The 19,504-nt window shown below is 56.1% G+C and carries 20 protein-coding genes; 11 read left to right on the top strand and 9 right to left on the bottom strand.

All coding sequences use genetic code 11. The annotated features are described in order from the left end of the window. Positions 1 to 119 precede the first annotated feature (119 nt). The 4 genes from KJI95_RS12205 to KJI95_RS12190 are packed head-to-tail and all read right to left on the bottom strand — an operon-like array spanning position 120 to position 2,957. Complete coding sequence (locus tag KJI95_RS12205; RefSeq protein ID WP_214507483.1) at positions 120 to 563, bottom strand: thioesterase domain-containing protein; 444 nt, start codon at positions 561 to 563, stop codon at positions 120 to 122. Positions 564 to 593: 30 nt separating this feature from the next. Then, the gene (gene dtd, locus KJI95_RS12200; RefSeq protein WP_214507482.1) at positions 594 to 1,031 is read right to left on the bottom strand and encodes a D-aminoacyl-tRNA deacylase; all 438 of its coding nucleotides are present in this window, start codon (positions 1,029 to 1,031) and stop codon (positions 594 to 596) included. Positions 1,032 to 1,090: 59 nt separating this feature from the next. Continuing rightward, positions 1,091 to 2,050, bottom strand: coding sequence for an alpha/beta fold hydrolase (locus KJI95_RS12195; RefSeq protein ID WP_214507481.1), 960 nt, complete (start codon positions 2,048 to 2,050; stop codon positions 1,091 to 1,093). Between the two features lies 1 nt (position 2,051). Further along, complete coding sequence (locus tag KJI95_RS12190) at positions 2,052 to 2,957, bottom strand: virulence factor BrkB family protein (RefSeq protein ID WP_250885817.1); 906 nt, start codon at positions 2,955 to 2,957, stop codon at positions 2,052 to 2,054. Between the two features lie 151 nt (positions 2,958 to 3,108). Between KJI95_RS12190 and KJI95_RS12185 the strand changes: the two genes are divergently transcribed. Together KJI95_RS12185 and KJI95_RS12180 are read left to right on the top strand one after the other, a co-directional pair. Beyond that, positions 3,109 to 3,330 (top strand): hypothetical protein, encoded by a 222-nt coding sequence (locus KJI95_RS12185; protein ID WP_214507479.1) that lies wholly within the window; start codon positions 3,109 to 3,111, stop codon positions 3,328 to 3,330. A gap of 21 nt (positions 3,331 to 3,351) precedes the next feature. After that, complete coding sequence (locus KJI95_RS12180) at positions 3,352 to 4,002, top strand: DUF2959 domain-containing protein (protein WP_214507478.1); 651 nt, start codon at positions 3,352 to 3,354, stop codon at positions 4,000 to 4,002. Positions 4,003 to 4,103: 101 nt separating this feature from the next. On the opposite strand, the gene KJI95_RS12175 is transcribed toward KJI95_RS12180, so the two are convergent. Further along, complete coding sequence (locus KJI95_RS12175) at positions 4,104 to 4,958, bottom strand: hypothetical protein (protein WP_214507477.1); 855 nt, start codon at positions 4,956 to 4,958, stop codon at positions 4,104 to 4,106. Between the two features lie 20 nt (positions 4,959 to 4,978). After that, positions 4,979 to 6,340 (bottom strand): diguanylate cyclase domain-containing protein, encoded by a 1,362-nt coding sequence (locus tag KJI95_RS12170; RefSeq protein ID WP_214507476.1) that lies wholly within the window; start codon positions 6,338 to 6,340, stop codon positions 4,979 to 4,981. A gap of 202 nt (positions 6,341 to 6,542) precedes the next feature. Here KJI95_RS12170 and KJI95_RS12165 point away from each other — a divergent pair, with 202 nt between their 5' ends. Genes KJI95_RS12165 through KJI95_RS12155 form a run of 3 tightly spaced genes read left to right on the top strand, consistent with a single transcriptional unit; the run spans position 6,543 to position 8,715 of the window. Then, positions 6,543 to 6,830 carry a hypothetical protein gene (locus KJI95_RS12165; RefSeq protein WP_214507475.1) on the top strand — a complete coding sequence of 96 codons (288 nt, stop codon included), beginning with the start codon at positions 6,543 to 6,545 and terminating at the stop codon, positions 6,828 to 6,830. Continuing rightward, positions 6,827 to 8,392 carry a PepSY-associated TM helix domain-containing protein gene (locus KJI95_RS12160; protein WP_214507474.1) on the top strand — a complete coding sequence of 522 codons (1,566 nt, stop codon included), beginning with the start codon at positions 6,827 to 6,829 and terminating at the stop codon, positions 8,390 to 8,392. Before KJI95_RS12165 ends, KJI95_RS12160 begins: the two co-directional genes overlap by 4 nt. Next, on the top strand, positions 8,389 to 8,715 hold the full coding sequence (locus KJI95_RS12155) for a DUF3325 domain-containing protein (protein ID WP_214507473.1): 327 nt from the start codon (positions 8,389 to 8,391) through the stop codon (positions 8,713 to 8,715). Before KJI95_RS12160 ends, KJI95_RS12155 begins: the two co-directional genes overlap by 4 nt. Positions 8,716 to 8,918: 203 nt before the next feature. On the opposite strand, the gene typA is transcribed toward KJI95_RS12155, so the two are convergent. After that, positions 8,919 to 10,733: a translational GTPase TypA gene (gene typA, locus KJI95_RS12150; RefSeq protein ID WP_214507472.1), complete on the bottom strand. Its 1,815-nt coding sequence runs from the start codon at positions 10,731 to 10,733 to the stop codon at positions 8,919 to 8,921. Between the two features lie 181 nt (positions 10,734 to 10,914). Here typA and KJI95_RS12145 point away from each other — a divergent pair, with 181 nt between their 5' ends. Both KJI95_RS12145 and glnA read left to right on the top strand, forming a co-directional pair. Next, positions 10,915 to 11,160 carry a hypothetical protein gene (locus KJI95_RS12145; RefSeq protein ID WP_214507471.1) on the top strand — a complete coding sequence of 82 codons (246 nt, stop codon included), beginning with the start codon at positions 10,915 to 10,917 and terminating at the stop codon, positions 11,158 to 11,160. Positions 11,161 to 11,193: 33 nt separating this feature from the next. Further along, complete coding sequence (glnA, locus tag KJI95_RS12140; protein WP_214507470.1) at positions 11,194 to 12,603, top strand: glutamate--ammonia ligase; 1,410 nt, start codon at positions 11,194 to 11,196, stop codon at positions 12,601 to 12,603. Between the two features lie 113 nt (positions 12,604 to 12,716). Here the strand turns inward: glnA and KJI95_RS12135 are convergent, their stop codons facing one another. After that, positions 12,717 to 13,874, bottom strand: a complete 1,158-nt coding sequence (locus KJI95_RS12135) for an aminotransferase class V-fold PLP-dependent enzyme (RefSeq protein ID WP_214507469.1) — start codon at positions 13,872 to 13,874, stop codon at positions 12,717 to 12,719. Between the two features lie 20 nt (positions 13,875 to 13,894). Then, positions 13,895 to 15,073, bottom strand: a complete 1,179-nt coding sequence (locus tag KJI95_RS12130; RefSeq protein ID WP_214507468.1) for a PrnB family protein — start codon at positions 15,071 to 15,073, stop codon at positions 13,895 to 13,897. A 225-nt stretch (positions 15,074 to 15,298) separates the two neighbouring features. Between KJI95_RS12130 and KJI95_RS12125 the strand changes: the two genes are divergently transcribed. The 4 genes from KJI95_RS12125 to ovoA all read left to right on the top strand — a co-directional run bounded on the left by KJI95_RS12125 (position 15,299) and on the right by ovoA (position 19,502). After that, complete coding sequence (locus tag KJI95_RS12125; RefSeq protein ID WP_214507467.1) at positions 15,299 to 15,763, top strand: Lrp/AsnC family transcriptional regulator; 465 nt, start codon at positions 15,299 to 15,301, stop codon at positions 15,761 to 15,763. 96 nt (positions 15,764 to 15,859) lie between these two features. Continuing rightward, a complete protein-coding gene (locus KJI95_RS12120; RefSeq protein ID WP_250885796.1) occupies positions 15,860 to 16,414 on the top strand; it encodes a TFIIB-type zinc ribbon-containing protein in 555 nt (184 codons plus the stop codon). A 45-nt stretch (positions 16,415 to 16,459) separates the two neighbouring features. Beyond that, on the top strand, positions 16,460 to 17,092 hold the full coding sequence (locus KJI95_RS12115) for a Type 1 glutamine amidotransferase-like domain-containing protein (RefSeq protein WP_214507466.1): 633 nt from the start codon (positions 16,460 to 16,462) through the stop codon (positions 17,090 to 17,092). A gap of 283 nt (positions 17,093 to 17,375) precedes the next feature. After that, positions 17,376 to 19,502 carry a 5-histidylcysteine sulfoxide synthase gene (gene ovoA, locus KJI95_RS12110; RefSeq protein ID WP_214507465.1) on the top strand — a complete coding sequence of 709 codons (2,127 nt, stop codon included), beginning with the start codon at positions 17,376 to 17,378 and terminating at the stop codon, positions 19,500 to 19,502. Positions 19,503 to 19,504 lie beyond the last annotated feature (2 nt).

Genomic DNA, 19,504 nt, shown 5'->3' with positions numbered 1-19,504 from the left:
CTTATGATGCAGTCATGGATACCGTATGAATATCCATTTATTTACATTTTTTTAACCTGCGGATTGTATGGAAAGCCACAGACAACAGCAATATTGAAACCGAAAGTCGCAGGCGTTATTTATTCCGGCAGACTGACATAGGTACCCGTGAATTGGGCGCAGAGGGTATCGCCGGAGTAAAGCTCAACGTTCAGCGGCTGCTTTACCCGCCGGCCTCGGGCCAGCGGAGACAAATCGCCGCCCTCCCAGCAAACCCGCGCCACCGGCGTTTGGGTAACAGGCGCAAGATAGCGCACATTGGCTTCGGCCAGCACTATGGCACCGCTCACCCCGGCCTCGCGCTGTTTAAGCCACATCAGCCCCCAGCCGGTAAGGGTAAGCAGGGTGTAAATGCTGCCGGCAAACATGGTTTGATGCAGATTGATATTCGGCTCAAGCGGCGCACTGGCTTCAAAGCGGGTGCCATCAAAACGGCGCGGGCAGATTTTCATAAAATCCGTCACCGGGATAGTTTGATGCCAGGTATCCATCAGCTCCTGCAGCAGGCTTTGTTCTGGAGTCATAATCAGTTCCGGTTGGAAGAAAAGCGGCGGCTACACCTGCAAATGAAAGGTGACCGGACCATCGTTCAGCAGCTCAACCTTCATGTCGGCGGCAAAACGGCCGGTTTCAGTGGCCACGCCCTGGGCACGGCAATGGGCAACGAATTCTTCATACAAACGCTCGGCAAGTTCAGGGGTGCCGGCACCTGAAAAGCTTGGCCGCAGCCCTCTGCCGGTATCGGCGGCAAGGGTAAACTGCGACACCACCAGCAAACTGCCGCCCACCTGGGAGACATTGAGGTTCATCTTGCCGTTTTCATCGGAAAACACGCGATAGTTCATCACCTTATGTGCCAGCTTTTCGAGCTTTTCCCGATTGTCCTGCTGCTCGACACCAAGGAGCACCAACAAACCCTGTCCGATGGCGCCGGTGATTTCGCCGTCCACTGTTACGCTGGCGCGGCTGACCCGCTGAATCAATGCAATCACAACTCAATCCTGTAATGGAAAACCGGGCGATTGTGCCACAGCCTCAGCGGCAAACCCAATCAGGAATGCACCATGGCGAGCATCCAGTTGCCCGCGCGGCTGACCGCCTGATGCACACGGGCATCCGCCAGCGAATGATAACCGCCGCCAACGCTCACCAGCTCAATCTGCTCACCGAGCCGCGCCGAGAGCGGCGCGAAAGCCTCAAGCACAGGCGCAGGACAAACCCAGTCGCATTCGCCCTGAATAATCCGCGTTGGCGCGCTGATGTTCGGCAAGGCTTTGTGCAGCAGCGCCTCGGCACCAAAATACTGAGCGCGGGCATAATGCAGTTCAATCATCGCCAGCACCCGCGAGCGCCAATCCAGCGGACCAATCAGGCGGTTGCCGGGATACGCCAGTGACAGCTCCCAATCGAGCCAGCGCCGAAATGCCCGCTCGGCAAGAGTTTGCTGCGGATGGCTGAATCCCTTATGAAAATACTCAAATACCAGCGGCAACCAGCCTTTAATAGGAATACCGCCACTGAAGTCGTTGTACTCGGCGCTGAACATTTTTGCGGCGCCGTCGGGGCCATAAAGCCAGCTCATGCCCTCAAGGGACGGAATAAACAGCCCCCAGTAGCTTTGCGCCGCCACCCGCTCGGGATAGAGGCCGCTGTATATCAGCCCAAGGGTGGCACCAAAGGAGCCACCGGCAAGGCACCAACGCTCGATAGCAAGCGCCTTTCTGACCCGCTCAAGATCGCCAAGCAGATGGGTAATGCTGTTATCGGTAAGACTGCCCCTTGGCCGCGAGAGTCCGGCGCCACGCTGATCCAGCAAAAGCACCCGCCAGTGCCGGGTATCAAACAGTAGCGCATCGTCCGGAGTGCAACCCGCGCCGGGTCCGCCATGAAGATAGAGCACCACAGGCCCTGCGGGATTGCCATATTCGCCAAGGTGCAGGCTGTGGCCGTCGCCCACCTCAATCCAGTGGCTTTTGATAAGCTCGGCTTCCATGGTTTGTGCGCTGTACATGTCAGCTCTTGGCGTTGCTCTGAGATGACATAGCTATGCTGCCTGCCGTATTTCCGCCGCCGCTTTCGGGCTCAAGGGCTGAGGCGGCCGACTCCTTCGAGGCTGCTGGCCCGTCACCGTCATCGTAATCCAGGTATTCAGGCAGGGATGAGGCAATCACAGCACCAAACAGCACTATGGTCCACGACAGGTACACCCAAACAAACAGAATCGGAATGGTCGCCAGCGCGCCGTAAATGGCCTCGTAGCTTGGAAACTCAGTCACATACAGGGCAAAGCCTTTTTTACCGGTTTCAAACAGCACCGCGGCGACCACAGCGCCGAGCAAGGCATGGAAAAACTTCACCTTTTGATTGGGCACTACCAGATACAGCAGCAAAAAAGCCGCCACAGAGAAAAACAGCGGCAGCTTTTCCATCAGCATGGGCACCACGCCGTACACATCGGCGTCGCTGAGGATTTTGAGCGACACCACGTAAGAGGTCACGGCAATGCTCGCGCCCATCAGCACCGGGCCCAAGGTCAGCACCATCCAGTACATGGAAAAGGCCACCACCAAACGGCGTTTTTCCTGGGTACGCCAGATGGCATTGAGCGCCTTGTCGATGGCGGAAATCAGCATGATGGCGACCACCACCAGAAAACCAATCCCCACCGCAGTGCCCTTGGAAGCATTGCCCACAAATTCATTGATATAGGTTTTGACCGTATCTCCGGCCGCCGGGATCATGTTTTCGTAGACGTAACTTTCGATGGTGCCACGAATACCTTCAAACACCGGAAAGGCCGACAGCACCGACATGGTCACCGCCACCAGCGGCACCAGCGACAGCAGCGTTACATAAGCCAGGTGGCCGGCGCGTACATTTATCTGATCTTCCCGAAGCCGGGAACCCAGATGCAGCATAAAACGCCAAACACCCTGTAAAAATCCCTTTATCAGGCGCACATCTATCTTATTTTTCACTGTTTTTCTCTTGCGACAGGCAACAGGAACGGTTTATGTTCGTACAATAAAGCGTACAATACCTGCTTTACAAGTTTTAAGGAGCGATTCGATGTCACAACAGGGTTCTGCCGGGAATGTGCTTGCCGCTGGGGTTAACCTGTTTTTTCCGGGTCTGGGGCAGTTGCTGCAGGGACGGATTATGGCGGCGTTACTGTTTTTCGTGGTAACTGTCGGTGGCTACGCCCTGTGGTTTTTGGTGGTGCCCGCCATCATTGGCGCTATCGCTCACCTGTGGTCCATCATAGACGCGGCTCGCTTTAAAGCGGATTAACAACACCAGGGAATGGCAACAATGAAACAATTTCTGACACCGGCTTTGTTGGGTGCAGCACTGCTGCTCAGTGGCTGCCAGACGGCCTATTACGGCGCGATGGAGCAGGTGGGCTACCACAAGCGTGACATCATGGTCGACCGGGTGAAAGACGCCAAAGAGTCTCAGGAAGACGCCCAGAAACAGTTCAGCTCGGCGCTCGAAGAAATGAAAGCGCTGCTGAACCACGACGGCGGCGATCTGGAAAAGGCCTACAACAAGGCAAAAGATGAATATGACGCCGCCCAATCGGCTGCGGATGATGTATCGAGCCGCATCAACAAGGTCGAAGACGTAGCAGAAGCCCTGTTCGATGAGTGGCAAACCGAAATCGGTGAAATCAGCAAGGCAGATCTGCGCTCCAAAAGCCAGGTCAAGCTGCGCGAAACCCGTCGCAATTACGACTCGCTGATCCGCAGTATGCGCAAAGCCGAAAGCAAAATGCCGCCCATCCTCACCTCGATGAAGGACAACATGCTGTACCTCAAGCATAACCTTAACGCCCAGACTATTGGTGCCATCAAGGGTGAATTTTCCAGCCTGCAGACCGACATTTCCGGCCTGATTAAAGAGATGAACCGCTCCATCGCCGAGTCGAACAAGTTTATTGCCGCAATGGAAGCCGCAAAATAACCAAAGCCAGACTGACAGCCGCTTTCACGCTAGCCCCTGAAATCATCGGGGGCTTTTTTATGGCCAAACGCCAGCTGTGCTGAATTCACAATCACCAAGGCTTAAGGATACTGATGGCCGAGGATTTGGTCCTGCTGACGACGGATCTCGGCTTTATCGACTGAGGCCGGCAGCAGCGGGTTATCGAGTTCAATCAGAATACGCGCGCCGAGGTTTGCGCGGCTGATGGCATCTCGGTGAGCGGGAAACTGATAAAACAGTGCATCAAAACTGCCATCGCCCATGGCGCGGCGAAGGCCTGCTTCGAGCCGAGTGGCCAGTACCTCATTGTCTTTGGCCACGAAAAAATACATAGCGGCGGGGTAGCGCAGCAGCACGTGCTCATCGGCAACGACGCCGGCAGCCCGGCTATCGGTTTCAGCAAAAATCTCTGTGATGGCCCGAGGGAATGCCAGACCACGATGGCGCGCCAAAAAACCATATAGGTCATCTTCGGCGATATCGGTTTCGACCCGGAGCCGGTTCAGCCTGAGCACCTGAGTATCGGGCCAGTCACGCCCCTGAATAAAGCGGATGCCCCGCAGATCCTCATCCCCCTTTACCGACTCAAGCAAGCCCGCATCGGCGCGATTAAGGGCCAGCAGCCTGAGCCCATATACGCCTTTCATCAGCGGCACCCGCACCGGCCGCGCCTGCTGCTCGCGCGCATCTGTGGTCATGGTCCAGAATACATCGACCCTACCCTTGCCGATTTCCAGAAAATGGCGCCGCTGGGAAATATCAATATCGAGCGGCGAAAGCTCGTAAGGGCCATAGTCGGCGGCGGTTTTATCCAGAGCCAGCTTAAGCAGCTGACCAAAGTAATCGTTGTTGGGGTTGTGCTTCATATCGCTGGCGTCGATGTAACGCACCCGCAAAACGGGTTCAGCCAGGCTCGAAAAGGCAGGCAAAAACATTGTACTTATCAACAGCAAAATCAAACCGCGCACTCTCGCTCCTGTTTAGTTTTGGCCTTGTCGGCATACATGGCTTTATCTGCCGCAAGCAGCAGTGTGGAAATATCCCGCCCATCTTCAGGATAGCAGGCAACGCCCATGCTGAGAGCGAGCGGAACCGTCTGCCCCTCCACTGTCATAGGCCTGGCGTTGACTTCGCGGCGCAGCTTTTCAAGCACGGCGGCAATTTCGGCCGCGCCGGACAGCCTTGGCAGCACCAGCAAAAACTCGTCACCACCAATCCGCGACACCATGTCACTGCCACGCAGCGCACTGCACATCGCCGAAGCAACATGCCTGAGGGCCTGATCGCCAATCCCATGACCATACTGATCGTTTATCTGCTTGAAATCGTTTAGATCCACATTCACCACGGTAAAGCAGCTATTGTTGGCAGAAGCGAGGCGCTCAAGCAGCGACAATACAAAGCGGCGATTGGGCAGGCCGGTGAGTGAATCATGCAACGACACCTTGTGCGCCATCCGATAGGCATTAACCACCAACAAAAAACTCATCAAAATCAGCAGCGCCATCGAATACCCGACTATTCGGACCCGGTGATCCGGACTGAAGACCGACGAGTGACGTTTATCCACCAACGCAAGCTGCCACAAGCCGCCCTGCAGATAGACAAGCTCTTTCGCACTCGGGTCCGCAAAATCCTCGGCACTGCCGACAAATACCGCTGCGGGCACATCGGCCGACACCATGCGCCGCACCGCAAGGCTGAGCCCCTCGGGCAGCTCTTTCGCCCCCAGATGCTCAATCAGCAGATCCAAATCAATGACCACGCTGCAGACGCCCCAATATTGTTGGTTGTGTGGCGGGTCAAAAAACACCGGCGCCCGGGCAATCAAGCCCACCCCGCCCTGCACCAGATTAACCGGCCCATCAAGCTCGAGGCGACGCCAGTAACGCGCGTTGGACACCACGCTGAACTGATCAGGTCTCTCTCTGAAATCGAGCCCCATCGCCGCTTCGTTGCCCTCAAGCGGGTAAATAAAGGCAATCACATCATTGGGGGCAATGCTGATACTGCGGATGTGCTCACCCTTGAGCGCCAGATGGGTCACCATCTGCTGCCAGGTTTCCTTGCCGGCATTGGGATTGAAGCTGAGCATGGTGGCCAGATTATCGGCCAGCATAATGTCGGCGTTTACTTTGGCCTCGATATTGGCGCGAATAAGCGCCAGCTGCTGCGTCAGCAAACGCCGCTCCTCCGTCAGATAATCCCGGCCATAGATGCTCTGCAAATATTCCACTGTGATAAGTGAAAGCAGACCAAAAATCAGGCCGAAGACCAACATGCCAATTCGGGTAAGGGTGACGCTCGAATCCTGCATAAGGGAGATTTTCTGTCAGGTGATACCTTCAAGCATATGCACTGCGGGCGAAGTTGAAAAATCGAAGCGGGATAAATTCGGCAGATTTTCAGCAATACAGGGAAACGTGATTGACATTGTAAATTTTAATTGAGAATGTTTATCATTTAATGCGGATGGCTTAGGATCCATCCTTCATCGTGCTGATAAGGGCCCCAATACAGTGTTAGCGCATACCCGTCTGGTCATTTTCAGAAGTCTGATTGCCGTGATTGGCGGTTACAGCCTGGCTGCGCTGTTTACCGCCAGCCTACCAAGACTGCTGCCACAGGTATCGACCATTTCCCGCGCCGATGCCAGCCTGTACGCCATGATGCTGTCGTTTCTGGTGTTTGCCCTGTGGATCCTTTACAGCTACAGCGCCAAATCCAGCCGCAGCGCCTGTATCGGCTGGGCAATCTGCTCAGGCCCTTTAATGCTGGGCTTTTTGTTTGAGATCCCCACCCCATGAAAGACTCGTTTTACCGCAGCATGAACTGGCTGCATACCTGGGCTGGCCTGCTGGTGTGCTGGGTGCTGCTGCTGATATTTTTTGCTGGCAGCCTGAGCTTTTTTCGCCACGAAATCTCGCTCTACGCCAAACCTGAGCTGCACGCCAATGTGATAACCAGCGCTCCGCCTGCGGATTTGGCAGCGACAGTCCAGCACGCGCAGCAATTTTTAAGCACTAAAGCGCCGCATGCCCCCGATTGGCTGATTGAATTTCCGAGTGCGCGCCAGCCTTATCTTTCATACAGCTGGAGCGAGAAAATCGATGGCCAGCGCCGACCTAAATTTCACAGCCAACCGATAGATCATAACGGCAATGAAGCCGAGCGCCCCCGCGATACCCTCGGCGGTAACTTCTTCTATCGACTGCACTTTGATTTGCACTATCTGCCGGTGCAGCCAGCGCGCTACCTCGTCGGCATTTGCACCATGTTTATGCTGATTGCGCTTATCAGCGGCATCATCATCCACAAACGGATTTTCAAAGACTTTTTCAGCTTTCGCGGCGGCAAAGGCAGCCGCTCCTGGCTGGATGCCCACAACATCAGCGCCGTATTTGCGCTGCCGTTTCATCTGGTTATCACCTATACCGGCCTGATTACCCTGATGTTTATGTATATGCCATGGGCAGGATTAAGCATCTGGAAAGGGGACGCCGACGCCATGTTTGATGAAATGCTGCCGCGTTTCACTCAGCCATCGCCAAGCGGCCAAGCCGCGCCCATGTTGGATGTGCATACCTTGCTGCCACGGGTGCAGCAACTCTGGGGCGACGAGGCCCAGATCCACGACATCCGCATCCGCAATCCGGGCGACAGTCAGGCCACCGTCAGCTTCAACCGTGACACAGGCCAGCAAATCACCGACGAAACCACACAGCTGGTGTTCAGCGCCGTTGATGGCACCCTGCTGTACCAGTCGCCTGACAACCACAGCGCCGCCGTTGCTGTGCATGACACCCTGATGGCGCTGCACACGGCCCGCTTTGCCGGTCCGGCGCTCAGAAGCCTTGGCTTTGTGATGGGGCTGCTTGGCTGCGCCATGATTGCCAGCGGCTGCCTGTTGTGGGCGCTGCGACTGAGGGAAAAGCGTCGTCAGGGCTTCGGGCTAAGCCTGGTTGAAGGGCTCAATCTGACCATGATTGTTGGCCTGCCGCTGGGAACCGTACTGTTTTTCCTCGCAAACCGCCTGCTGCCCGAAGCGCTGGCGGGCCGCCCCAATCTGGAAGTCGCGGCATTTTTTGCCGGTATTGCCCTGTGCGCGCTCACAGCCACGGTACGGCGTGACAGCCGCGCCTGGCGGGCACTGCTTGGGCTGACCGGCCTGCTGGCACTGGCGCTGCCGCTTATCAATGCCCTCAGCACACCGGCCAATATTTTCAGCAACCTTCAGCACGGCCAGTGGTCACTTGCTATCGCCGATCTGCTGTTTATCGCCACCGCCGCCGCCTGCTGGTTTGCCCGCCATCATCTGCCAAAAGGTGTGCCTGAGCCACGCAAACCGCTTCGGGAGCAAACCGCATGAGTACGCTGTGCCTTTTTTTGCTCTCCCTTGGCAGCTTTGCGCTGCTGGCACTGTGCCAGTTTGGTCATTACCGCAGCGCGTTCGGACGCGCCCCGTCCGAGCAGCGCGCGGCAACGCTTAAGTACGCCGGCCTTTTGCAGCTCTGTATTGGTGCCGTGGCGGCAATTTATCTTCAGGGTGGCTACGGCATTATTTTGTATATCTGCCTGTGGATCCCGGCCGCCTTTACCGTGGTGATGCTGCTTGGCAAGTCAGCCAGATTGCTCCCCACAGCGGCGGTTGCAATTGTGCCGGCACTGGCGCTTCTGCCTTTTGCGGTTTGAATCCAAGTTTTCTATAAAGCCCGTAAAACAGAGCCTTAATAAGAAAGCGTGAACACGGCTCAAAACACAGAACAAAGCGCGCATTATCGTCAGCCGGTTAAATTCCGCAGCGACAACTTCATGGTTCGGCGCTTGAATAAGCGCTTGAATAAGCGGCAATAAAAAACCCCGGCAGGCCGGGGTTTTTTATTACTCAGTCGCTATCAGCCCTGACGGCTGGCGCGCTTACGATCGTTCTCAGTGAGGAACTTCTTACGCACGCGGATGCTCTGAGGAGTTACTTCTACCAGTTCGTCGTCATCGATGAACTCAAGCGCCTGTTCTAGGGTCATCTGGATGTGCGGCGTCAGTACCTGAGCTTCGTCAGTACCAGAGGCACGCATGTTGGTCAGCTGCTTGCCCTTGAGGCAGTTTACAGTCAGGTCGTTTGAACGGCTGTGGATACCGATCACCTGGCCTTCGTAAACTTCAGCGGCGTGGCCGATGAGCAGACGACCGCGGTCCTGCAGACCGAACAGGGCGAAGGTCAGCGCCTTACCGGTGGCGTTGGAGATCAGTACGCCGTTGGCGCGCTGGCCGATGTCACCACCCTTGTATGGACCGTAGTGGTCGAAGGTGTGGTACAACAGACCAGTACCAGAGGTCGCAGTCATGAACTCGGTCTGGAAGCCAATCAGGCCACGGCTTGGGATAACGAAGTCGATACGCACACGACCCTTGCCATCCAGCTGCATGTCTTTCATGTCAGCTTTACGGGTACCCAGCTTCTCGATGATGCTGCCCTGATGCTCTTCTTCCACGTCTACGGTCAGGGTTTCGAACGGCTCACATTTCTCACCGTCTATGGTCTTGATGATTACTTCTGGACGGGATACCGCCAGCTCGTAACCTTCGCGGCGCATGTTTTCAATCAGGATAGACAGGTGCAGTTCACCACGGCCAGACACGCGGAAACGGTCAGGGCTGTCGGTTTCTTCTACACGCAGGGCCACGTTGTGAACCAGTTCCTGTTGCAGACGCTCAAGGATGTTACGTGAAGTCACGTACTTACCTTCTTTACCGGCAAACGGAGAGGTGTTTACCTGGAAGGTCATGGTCAGGGTTGGCTCGTCAACAGACAGCGGAGGCAGGGCCTCAACGTTGCCGGCGGCGCAGATGGTGTCGGAGATTTTCAGCTCGCCCAGACCAGTCACGGCAACGATGTCACCGGCGTTGGCCACGGCCACTTCATGACGCTCCAGGCCCATGTAGCCCAGCACCTGACCTATTTTACCGTTACGGGTCTTGCCGTCGGCACCAACAACAGTTACCTGCTGGTTGGTCTTCACGCTGCCGCGCTTGATACGGCCTACACCGATAACGCCCACGTAGCTGTTGTAGTCCAGCTGAGAAATCTGCATCTGGAACGCGCCGTCGCCGTCAGCGTCCGGTGGAGATACTTTCTCAACGATGGTCTGGAACAGCGGGGTCATGTCGTCGCTGTGTACGTCTGGATCCAGAGTGGCAAAACCGTTCAGCGCAGAGGCGTAAACGATTGGGAAATCCAGCTGCTCGTCGGTCGCGCCGAGGTTGTCGAACAGGTCGAATACCTGGTCGATAACCCAATCAGGACGGGCGCCCGGACGGTCGATTTTGTTGATAACCACGATAGGCTTGAGGCCCTGGGCGAATGCCTTCTTGGTTACGAAACGGGTCTGTGGCATCGGGCCGTCTACGGCGTCAACCAGCAGGAGAACTGAGTCCACCATGGACAGTACGCGCTCAACCTCACCGCCGAAGTCGGCGTGGCCGGGGGTGTCCACGATGTTGATACGATAGTCATTCCACTTGATGGCAGTGTTCTTCGCCAGAATGGTGATGCCACGCTCTTTTTCCAGGTCGTTGGAGTCCATCACGCGCTCGGTGGCTTCGCCACGGCTTTCAAGGGTGCCGGACTGGGAGAGCAGCTTGTCAACCAGGGTAGTTTTACCATGGTCAACGTGGGCAATAATGGCGATGTTACGCAAATTTTCTAACACGGTTAGCCTCTTACCATCTTGTTTCAGTGTGCGTTGTTCCGATTCGGGCAAGCCGCGGAACGGCCGGATTAACACCGGCGGGGTGAGGGAATATGACGGTTTTCTGAACTATTCCCGGGACCCTTGCGTTAAAAAGCGTGCCATTCTACTCTAGCAGCGTCCTCTCGGACAGGATTATTTTTTGGCCGTTTGGGAGATCCTGGCCTTGCCCTGCTGCACCAAATCAACGCACAAACAAAGTGCAAGCACCATTTTGGTGCAGATGCCGCACCAGACCAGTGCAACCCCGCCCTATTCTCGGCAAGCAATCCTTTTGCATTTCTTTAAAATCAACAAGTTGAAACTTTGGCACGCTACTCGCTTTATCTGTGCCACGATTCGGGCAAGCCGCTCACGCTGGCAGCACGACAACAAAATTATTGATTAAGGGATGCCCCTTTACCCTACCGGAGACTCGAGCATGTCATTTGAAAATGTGTTGAAGCAGTTGAAAGACCTGGAAGTAAAGTTCGTTGATCTGCGTTTTACCGATACCAAGGGTAAAGAGCAGCACGTTTCTATCCCTACCCATCAGGTAGATGCCGATTTCTTCGAAGACGGCAAAATGTTCGACGGTTCTTCTATCGCCGGTTGGAAAACCATTAACGAATCCGACATGGTGCTGATGCCAGATCCAAGCACTTTCGTACTGGACCCCTTCACCGAAGAAACCACTGCCATCATCCGCTGTGACGTTCTCGAGCCAGGCACCATGCAGGGTTACGACCGTGACCCACGTTCTATCGCCAAGCGCGCTGAAGAATACCTGCGTGCCACTGGCATCGCCGACACCGTACTGGTAGGCCCAGAGCCAGAATTCTTCCTGTTCGACGACGTACGTTTCGGCACCGACATGAGCGGCTGTTTCGTGAAGATCGACGCCAAAGAAGCTGCCTGGAACTCAGGTACCGAATACGAAGGTGGCAACACAGGTCACCGTCCATTCGTGAAGGGCGGTTACTTCCCGGTTGCTCCGGTTGACTCTTCTCAGGACCTGCGCTCTGCCATGTGTCTGGTGCTGGAAGAAATGGGTCAGGTGGTTGAAGCTCACCACCACGAAGTGGCCACTGCCGGTCAGAACGAAATCGCTACCCGTTTCAACACCCTGACCAAGAAAGCTGACGAAATCCAGGTACTGAAGTACGTGGTGCACAACATGGCCCACGCTTACGGCAAAACTGCCACCTTCATGCCAAAGCCAATCGTTGGTGACAACGGCTCTGGTATGCACGTACACCAGTCTCTGGCCAAAGATGGCGTGAACCTGTTTGCCGGCGACAAGTACGGCGGTCTGTCTGAAACTGCCCTGTACTACATCGGCGGTATCATCAAGCACGCCCGTGCCCTGAACGCGTTCACCAACCCAAGCACCAACTCTTACAAGCGTCTGGTGCCACACTTCGAAGCTCCAGTTATGCTGGCCTACTCTGCCCGTAACCGCTCTGCTTCTATCCGTATCCCAGTGGTTCCAAGCCCGAAAGCCCGTCGTATCGAGACCCGCTTCCCAGACCCAACTGCCAACCCATACCTGGGCTTCGCCGCTCTGCTGATGGCTGGTCTGGACGGTATCCAGAACAAGATCCACCCTGGCGATGCCATGGACAAAGATCTGTACGACCTGCCAGCTGAAGAAGCGGCCGAGATCCCACAGGTTGCCGAGTCTCTGGACGTAGCCCTGGCTGCACTGGATGCTGACCGCGAGTTCCTGACCAAGGGTGGCGTATTCACCAACGACTTCATCGATGCCTACATCGCACTGAAGACCGCTGAAGCCGAGCGCGTGAACCGCACCACTCACCCACTCGAGTTCGAAATGTATTACAGCCTGTAATACCCTACAGGGCGCCGGGCAACCGGCGCATAAAAAAGACGCCCCGGACTCAGGTCCGGGGCGTTTATTTTTGGGGCGTTACACACGCCAGCTGCAGCAGGGCGGCATCAGCTCTAACGTTTAAGCGCGCCCTGCACGCAGTCGATAAAGGCGGCAATATCGGCCCCATCGTTATACAGGTGCGGCGACACCCTAAGCCCGTAACGGCGCTTATCCACGCTGATATTGGCTTCGCTGAGCCTTGCCATCACCACATCGTTGTCATCGCCAAAGTCGAGGATGGCGGTGCCACTGCGCCGCTCGGCGGGCACTGTGCTTACCATCAACTTTGACGTCGAACTTACCGCCGAGTCACTCGCACCATATTGGTGCATTAAATCATAAAGCATTGATACCAAAGCCTGATTATGAGCGCGAACGTATTTTTCACCCAGGTTGGCGAACCAGTTGATGCTGTGGGATGCCAGCACAAAGGGCGCCACCGACGGTGTGCCGCCCCAAAACTTCAGCGCCGACGGATGGCTTTGAAAGTGATGAATATTGAACTCAAACGGATTTTCGTGGGAAAACCAGCCCACATCTATCGGCTCGCACTCATTTATCCGCACTGGATTTACCCAAAGATACGCCGCCCCCGGGCCGCCGCAGAGCCACTTGACCGAGGAGCCAATCAGAAAGTCGGGCGCAAGCTCAGTGAGCGACAGTGGCACCACCCCAGCCGACTGCGCCACATCCACCAGCGACAGCACCCCAAGTTCACGGCAGCGGCCGACGATGTCAGCCACTGGCGCAAGCACGCCAAGGTTCGAAAAGGCATGGCTGATAAACACCAGATCCAGCTCTGCATCCAGGTATTGCTGCCACACATTGGCATCGGTCAAATCCTGCCCCTGCGGGATAAAGCGAATCTGCGCCTTTGGCAGCGCCTTTTGCACCGCAAAGCCCATGGAGGGAAAATCTTCTTCACACATCAGCACCCGCGCGCCGACGCGATTAAGCCGTGGGTGCGACATTAACAGCTTGGTCAGTGCCGATGACAGGTTCACCTGAGGGCAAAAATCGGCTTTATCGCCATCAAACAGCCTTGCAAGTGCCTCACGAAATGCCTCTATCGCATTGAGCCAATGGCCCCATGGCTCACGGCCGCTGTCGCACCAGGGCCGCCAGAAATCCGCTTCAAAACCCGCTTTGGCCGATAACAGCGGCCTTCCTACCGAGTGATTGAGCAGATAACGACCTTCGGGCAAATAAAACTGCGATTTGTAGTCCATGGTGTTAATCCAGAGTGGCGTTAATCCAGAGTGGCTTTAAGGCGGGCAATGTCCTGCCAGGCGGTACGAATATCGCTGCGCTTCACCGCCGCGCGGCGGTCACGCAGTTTTTCGAGGGAACCAATGAGCACATGCAGCGGTGGGCCGCTGGCGGTGACTTTGGCCAGGTGTTGCTGCTGGATATCGACCGAGGGCTCACAAATGTACTTTTGCACCAGCTGATCGTGATGCTGAATCGCGGTCTGACCGTGGAGCTCGCACACCTCAAGGAACAGTCGCAGGTTTTCCTGATACCAGCTCTCCTTGTGGCTGCCGGTGGCCCGCAAAAAGTAATCCATCAGGCTGGTACGACGCATGCAATCGCGCAGAATCGCCTGATCTTCCGGCATCATATACAGGAACTTATCCACCAGCATCTGGGAATACGAGGGCTCGTTGGCATAGCACAGCCCCAGCAGCATATCGATGACATTGATGCCGGCAAAGTCGCCGGCATTGGCGCCGCGGTACACCTGGCTGCCGACCCGGTAGGGCTTGTAATAAGGGCGAACACAATAGAAAAAGCGGTCGGTGTCGAGCTCATGGAACAGGGTAGTATTGGAGTCCATCACATCCTGCAGCGCCTGACGCGCCACCCGCAGCAGTTCGGCGCTGATTGGGTGGGAAATCCCCAGCGGCAGGATTTTCAGCAGCGCATCTGCGGCGCGCTTGTAGCCCAGAATGCCCTTGGTGTTGTAATCCACAAACAAACGCTCATCGTGCAAGTCGGTAAAGCGTTTGTACTTACCGCCACGGGCCATGTTGTGGGTGGTGAGGTGCGCGGTGGCAAAACGCGGCGTCACACCGATGGACGCGCCTATGTGCATCGCCAGCGCCGAGGCCTCCACCAGCGGCGAGTGGGTTTCCCGCGAAGGCTCGGTGATTTCGTGGCGCCGACAGGCCGCCATGTAAAGCCCCACGTTGCCGAGCAAATCAAACGCAGCATCAAAACCTTCGTCTGTGTTGCCCTCATCAAGCAGCGCGCTGATAAGCATCCGCCCCTCATCGACCAGTGCGGCTTTGGTCGCTTCGCCTATGCCCTGCACATTGGCGCGGTCGGTCTGCAGCCAATAGAGGGACTCAAGCTCGTTATTCAGTTCAACAAAACGGGTTCTAAGCCAGTCATCGAAGGCTTCCACGTTCAGCGTCATGTGTTTCATTGTTATTCTCCTGATGCGCCGTCATGTCGCGCCGTCGGCGCCTGCCATTCGCGCTCGAGTACTTTGCCTGCGGCGAAGGATAGGCTGCTTGTGCCGGTTGGCGGGCATGGTTGCTACCAGACTAGCACAGGCAATGGAGGTTTTTTCAACAAAGCCTGCGGACAAACCGGCCGCTTTGAGTGACAATCGATACCAGTTAATTTCTTTTTAGTGATTTTCACTCACATGTCAGAACTGGATAAAAAAGATCTCGCTATCCTGTGCGCATTGCAGCGCGATGGCCGCCAGAGCGTAACCGACCTTGCCACCTCGGTAGGCCTGTCGGATACCCCCTGCCTTCGACGTATCCGCCGCCTCGAGCAGGAAGGCTATATCAGCGGTTACACGGCGCAGCTCGACCCCCGCAAGGCAGGTTTTGAGGTGATTGTGTATGCCTCGCTGCGGCTGTCGGAAAACTCCTTCAGCGCAGCCGAGCGCTTCGAGCAGGCGGTTGAGCTGCTGCCCGAGGTGATGGAGTGCTCCGTCATCACCGGCGGTCACGATTACCTGCTGAAAATCGTCGCCCGCGACCTGCTCGCCTACGAACGCTTTGTCAAAAAATCCCTCGGCAGCCTGCCCTATGTGGCCGCCATCGAATCGACTGTGGTGCTGAAACAAACCTTTAGCCGCAGTGCTTTACCCTTACTGTAAAGCGCAGTGACTGAACTTGAGCTCGGGATAAAAATCCCCTAGGCTGAGATCTCGCCCGCGAGCTTTTTGCGGTTTGGATGATTTCAGCAAGGATTGATGATGCACTGTAGCGCCTGCAAACGCGGCAGCCTGGTTCCGACCCGGCTCGATGATCTTTTTATCGCCCATCGCTGTAATCACTGCGGCGGCCACTGGGTGCTGATAAGCGACTTTGTCAGCTGGAAACAGGCGCATCCAGAGCGGGAATTTGCCGCCATCACCGCGCTGGAAGAAAGCGAAGACAGCCCGATGGCGCTGTTTTGCCCGGTCAGCCACACCCTAATGCGCAAGCTTAAAATCAGCACGGATACCGAGCACAGGCTCGACTACAGCGCCGCCGTCGGCGGGGTATGGCTTGATAAAGGCGAGTGGCCGCTGCTCAAATCCCTCGGGCTTGCCAGTTGCCTTAATCTGCTTGTCACCGAAGGCTGGCAACTTAAGCTCAAACAAAGTCAGACTGAGCTAAATTTCGCCGACCATTACCGCAGCAAATTCGGCGACGCCAATTATCAGGAGCTTAAGCGCATTCGCGCCTGGCTTGCCACGCAGCCGAATCGTGCCGAATTACGGCAATATTTGCTCAGCGACGATCCGTACCGCATCAAGGGCTGAACAGGCCACGGCAAGCAACAGATTCACGTTAAGGAGGAGGTTTGCATGTCTCTGCTTTTACTGAATGATACCCACCACAGCGCCAGCCTCGAGGCGTTGAAACGCTGGCTTGGCAAACGCGGCAAGCGCCCAAGTGTTGGCTATCTGGCCGCCACCGCCGACCCAACCCGGGAGTATTTTGCGCCCATCGTCGAGCTGTACGATTCGCTCGGAGCCGAAATCATTGCCTTTGCCGAGCCCATTCATGGCCCCGATTGCGAACTGTACGAGCCGCTGTTTGACTGCGACATCATCCATCTTTGTGGCGGCAATACCTTTGAATATCTGCACAATCTTGGTGCAAGCGGCCTGATCCCGCGGCTGCAGGCCTTTGTCGCCGGTGGTGGCCATCTGGTCGGCGTGAGTGCTGGCGCCATGTTGATGACGCCTGACATAGCCACTGCGGTTTACTGCGGCGATGAAGCCGTGATGCCATTTCAAACCACAGCAGCCCTCGGTCTGGTGCCGTTTCAGCTGCTGGTGCATGTGCAAAACAAGGCCGCCATGGCGGATGAAATCAAGCTTAGCCAAACCCAGGGCGAACTGTATCTGCTTGGTGATGGCGATGCGATTGACGTTGAAGATGGCATGGTCAGCGCCAGCGAAGGCGTGGTCATTGTCGGCGACTTAGCCGGCTGATGCCGCCCGCTGCGGCCTTTTACGACTGACATCAAAGACAACGCGATCGAAGCCAATGTCATGCAAGCCAAGCTCATGCAACGTGAGCTGAACGCAAAACCCGAGGCAGGTTGAAAGCAAAGCCCGGGCGCACGGGTCTTTACAGTTTGCATGCCATCAAAACAGTTTGACTGCCATTAAAACAGTTCAAGCCCGGTGATCTTGCGCGCCAGCCCGCTCGTATGCCTGCATACCCGAGCCGCACCCGGCACAGTTTCAGCCTTAACGAGGGAACAGACACACAATGGAACCTTTTACCGCCTTGCCTACCCCCAGCCTCACAGGTGTGGATGTTCACGCCAAGCGCACCGAAATCAAGGCCTATTTCCACAACAGCTGGGCGCAGTACGAGTCGCTGTTTTCCCTTATCGCCAATGACGATGCCTATTACAAAAAGGCCGAGCCACTGCGTCATCCGCTGATATTTTACTTCGGCCACACCGCCACCTTTTTTATCAATAAGCTCAAGCTGGGCAAATACATAGACGAGCGCATCAACGATCATTTTGAGTCGATGTTTGCCATCGGTGTGGATGAAATGTCCTGGGATGATTTAAACGAGGCCCACTACGACTGGCCCAAAGTCAGTGAGGTTCGCGCCTATCGGGACACAGTGCGCGACCTGGTGGATAAGCTTATCGACACCATGCCGCTGGAGCTGCCAATCAGCCAGCAGAGCCTTGCCTGGGTGGTTTTGATGGGTATAGAGCACGAGCGCATTCACCTCGAAACGTCGTCGGTGATTATCCGTCAGTTGCCGCTTGAGGATGTCAGCCCATCAGGCGCCTGGCCTGAATGCCATGACCAGGGCGCAGCGCCTGACAACCCACTTATTCAGGTCAAAGGCGGCGATATCGGCCTTGGTAAATCCGAAGAAGACCAGACCTATGGCTGGGACAACGAATACGGCCACAGGCTGTGCCGGGTCAGTGATTTTCGCGCCAGCGAAAAGCTGGTCTCCAACGGCGAGTTTATGGCCTTTGTCGAAGCTGGCGGTTATCAGGACGGCAAATGGTGGAGCGATGAAGGCAACGCCTGGCGCGAATTTTCCAAGGCGCAAATGCCGCGCTTCTGGCGCTTTGATGCTGGCCGCTGGTATCAGCGTAACCTGTGCCGCGAAATTCCGCTGCCACTGAACTGGCCGGTGGAAGTGAATCAGCTCGAAGCCAAAGCCTTTTGCAATTGGAAAGCGGCAACCACGGAGCGCAGCATCCGCCTGCCCACCGAGGCCGAGTGGTATATGCTGCGCCAAGAACTTGAGGGCGATATGACCGCCATCGGCAAAGCGCCTGCCTGGCGTGAAGTGCCGGGCAACATTAACCTCGCCCATTACGCCTCTTCCTGCCCGGTGAACCGTTTCCGCCAGGGACGCTTTTTCGATCTGGTCGGCAATGTGTGGCAATGGACCGAAACCCCCATCGACGGCTTCCCCGGCTTTGCCGTGCACCCGCTGTATGATGACTTCTCCACTCCCACCTTTGATGGCAAGCACAACCTCATCAAGGGCGGCAGTTGGATCTCTACCGGCAATGAAGCGATTGCAGCCTCCCGCTATGCCTTTCGCCGCCACTTCTATCAGCACGCCGGTTTTCGCTATGTCGAATCCAGCCAGTCACCCGACGAGGGCGTCAAGGTGAATGTGTATGAAACCGATGAGCTGATTTCCCAGTACCTCGAATTCCATTACGGCCGCGAATACTTCGGTGTAGCCAATTTCTGCGTTAAAGGGGTGCAGGACGCGCTGGCTGAAATCAACCTCGAGCGCCACACCAAAGCGCTGGATATCGGCTGCTCGGTGGGCCGCGCCAGCTTCGAGCTGGCACGCCATTTTGATGCGGTCGATGCCATCGATTTCTCCGCCCGCTTTATTCAGCAGGCTTACGCCCTTAAAGAGCAGGGCGAGAAGCGCTACACCATCCGCACCGAAGGCGACCTGGTGGAGTACCGCACCGCATCGCTTGCAACCCTGGGTTACAGCGAGGTAAAACACAAAATCGACTTCCTCCAGGGCGATGCGCTTAACCTTAAGCCGCGCTTCAGTGGCTACGATTTGGTGTACGCCTCCAATCTGATTGACCGTTTGAGTGAACCCAAGGCCTTCCTCGCTCACATTCATCAGCGCATCAATCAGGGCGGCTATCTGGTGATTGCCTCGCCGTACACCTGGCTTGAAGACTATACCCCCAAGGCCAACTGGCTCGGCGGCATCAAGGTTAACGGCGAGAACTTCACCACCCTCGATGGCCTCACCGAAACCCTTATCCCGCACTTTGAACTGGTGGCGGTGAAAGAAGTGCCCTTCGTCATCCGCGAAACCAAGCGCAAGTTCCAGCACAGCCTGTCGGAAATGAGCATTTGGCGAAAACGTTAATG

This window comes from Shewanella jiangmenensis (assembly GCF_018596335.1).
GTDB lineage: Bacteria > Pseudomonadota > Gammaproteobacteria > Enterobacterales > Shewanellaceae > Shewanella > Shewanella jiangmenensis.
The sequence above is the reverse complement of the archived record's forward strand: the minus strand, read 5'-3'. Positions and strand labels throughout refer to the sequence as shown.

What these genes read in the sequence shown, in the direction of transcription:
- KJI95_RS12175 (WP_214507477.1), bottom strand. Translation starts at nt 4,958, where the DNA reads ATGTTTTTGCCTGCCTTTTCGAGCCTGGCTGAACCCGTTTTGCGGGTG.
- KJI95_RS12120 (WP_250885796.1), top strand. Translation starts at nt 15,860, where the DNA reads ATGATGCACTGTAGCGCCTGCAAACGCGGCAGCCTGGTTCCGACCCGG.
- KJI95_RS12180 (WP_214507478.1), top strand. Translation starts at nt 3,352, where the DNA reads ATGAAACAATTTCTGACACCGGCTTTGTTGGGTGCAGCACTGCTGCTC.
- KJI95_RS12170 (WP_214507476.1), bottom strand. Translation starts at nt 6,340, where the DNA reads ATGCAGGATTCGAGCGTCACCCTTACCCGAATTGGCATGTTGGTCTTC.
- KJI95_RS12185 (WP_214507479.1), top strand. Translation starts at nt 3,109, where the DNA reads ATGTCACAACAGGGTTCTGCCGGGAATGTGCTTGCCGCTGGGGTTAAC.
- KJI95_RS12130 (WP_214507468.1), bottom strand. Translation starts at nt 15,073, where the DNA reads ATGAAACACATGACGCTGAACGTGGAAGCCTTCGATGACTGGCTTAGA.
- KJI95_RS12205 (WP_214507483.1), bottom strand. Translation starts at nt 563, where the DNA reads ATGACTCCAGAACAAAGCCTGCTGCAGGAGCTGATGGATACCTGGCAT.
- KJI95_RS12160 (WP_214507474.1), top strand. Translation starts at nt 6,827, where the DNA reads ATGAAAGACTCGTTTTACCGCAGCATGAACTGGCTGCATACCTGGGCT.
- glnA (WP_214507470.1), top strand. Translation starts at nt 11,194, where the DNA reads ATGTCATTTGAAAATGTGTTGAAGCAGTTGAAAGACCTGGAAGTAAAG.
- KJI95_RS12115 (WP_214507466.1), top strand. Translation starts at nt 16,460, where the DNA reads ATGTCTCTGCTTTTACTGAATGATACCCACCACAGCGCCAGCCTCGAG.
- KJI95_RS12190 (WP_250885817.1), bottom strand. Translation starts at nt 2,957, where the DNA reads ATGCTGCATCTGGGTTCCCGGCTTCGGGAAGATCAGATAAATGTACGC.
- KJI95_RS12135 (WP_214507469.1), bottom strand. Translation starts at nt 13,874, where the DNA reads ATGGACTACAAATCGCAGTTTTATTTGCCCGAAGGTCGTTATCTGCTC.
- KJI95_RS12125 (WP_214507467.1), top strand. Translation starts at nt 15,299, where the DNA reads ATGTCAGAACTGGATAAAAAAGATCTCGCTATCCTGTGCGCATTGCAG.
- KJI95_RS12195 (WP_214507481.1), bottom strand. Translation starts at nt 2,050, where the DNA reads ATGTACAGCGCACAAACCATGGAAGCCGAGCTTATCAAAAGCCACTGG.
- KJI95_RS12155 (WP_214507473.1), top strand. Translation starts at nt 8,389, where the DNA reads ATGAGTACGCTGTGCCTTTTTTTGCTCTCCCTTGGCAGCTTTGCGCTG.
- ovoA (WP_214507465.1), top strand. Translation starts at nt 17,376, where the DNA reads ATGGAACCTTTTACCGCCTTGCCTACCCCCAGCCTCACAGGTGTGGAT.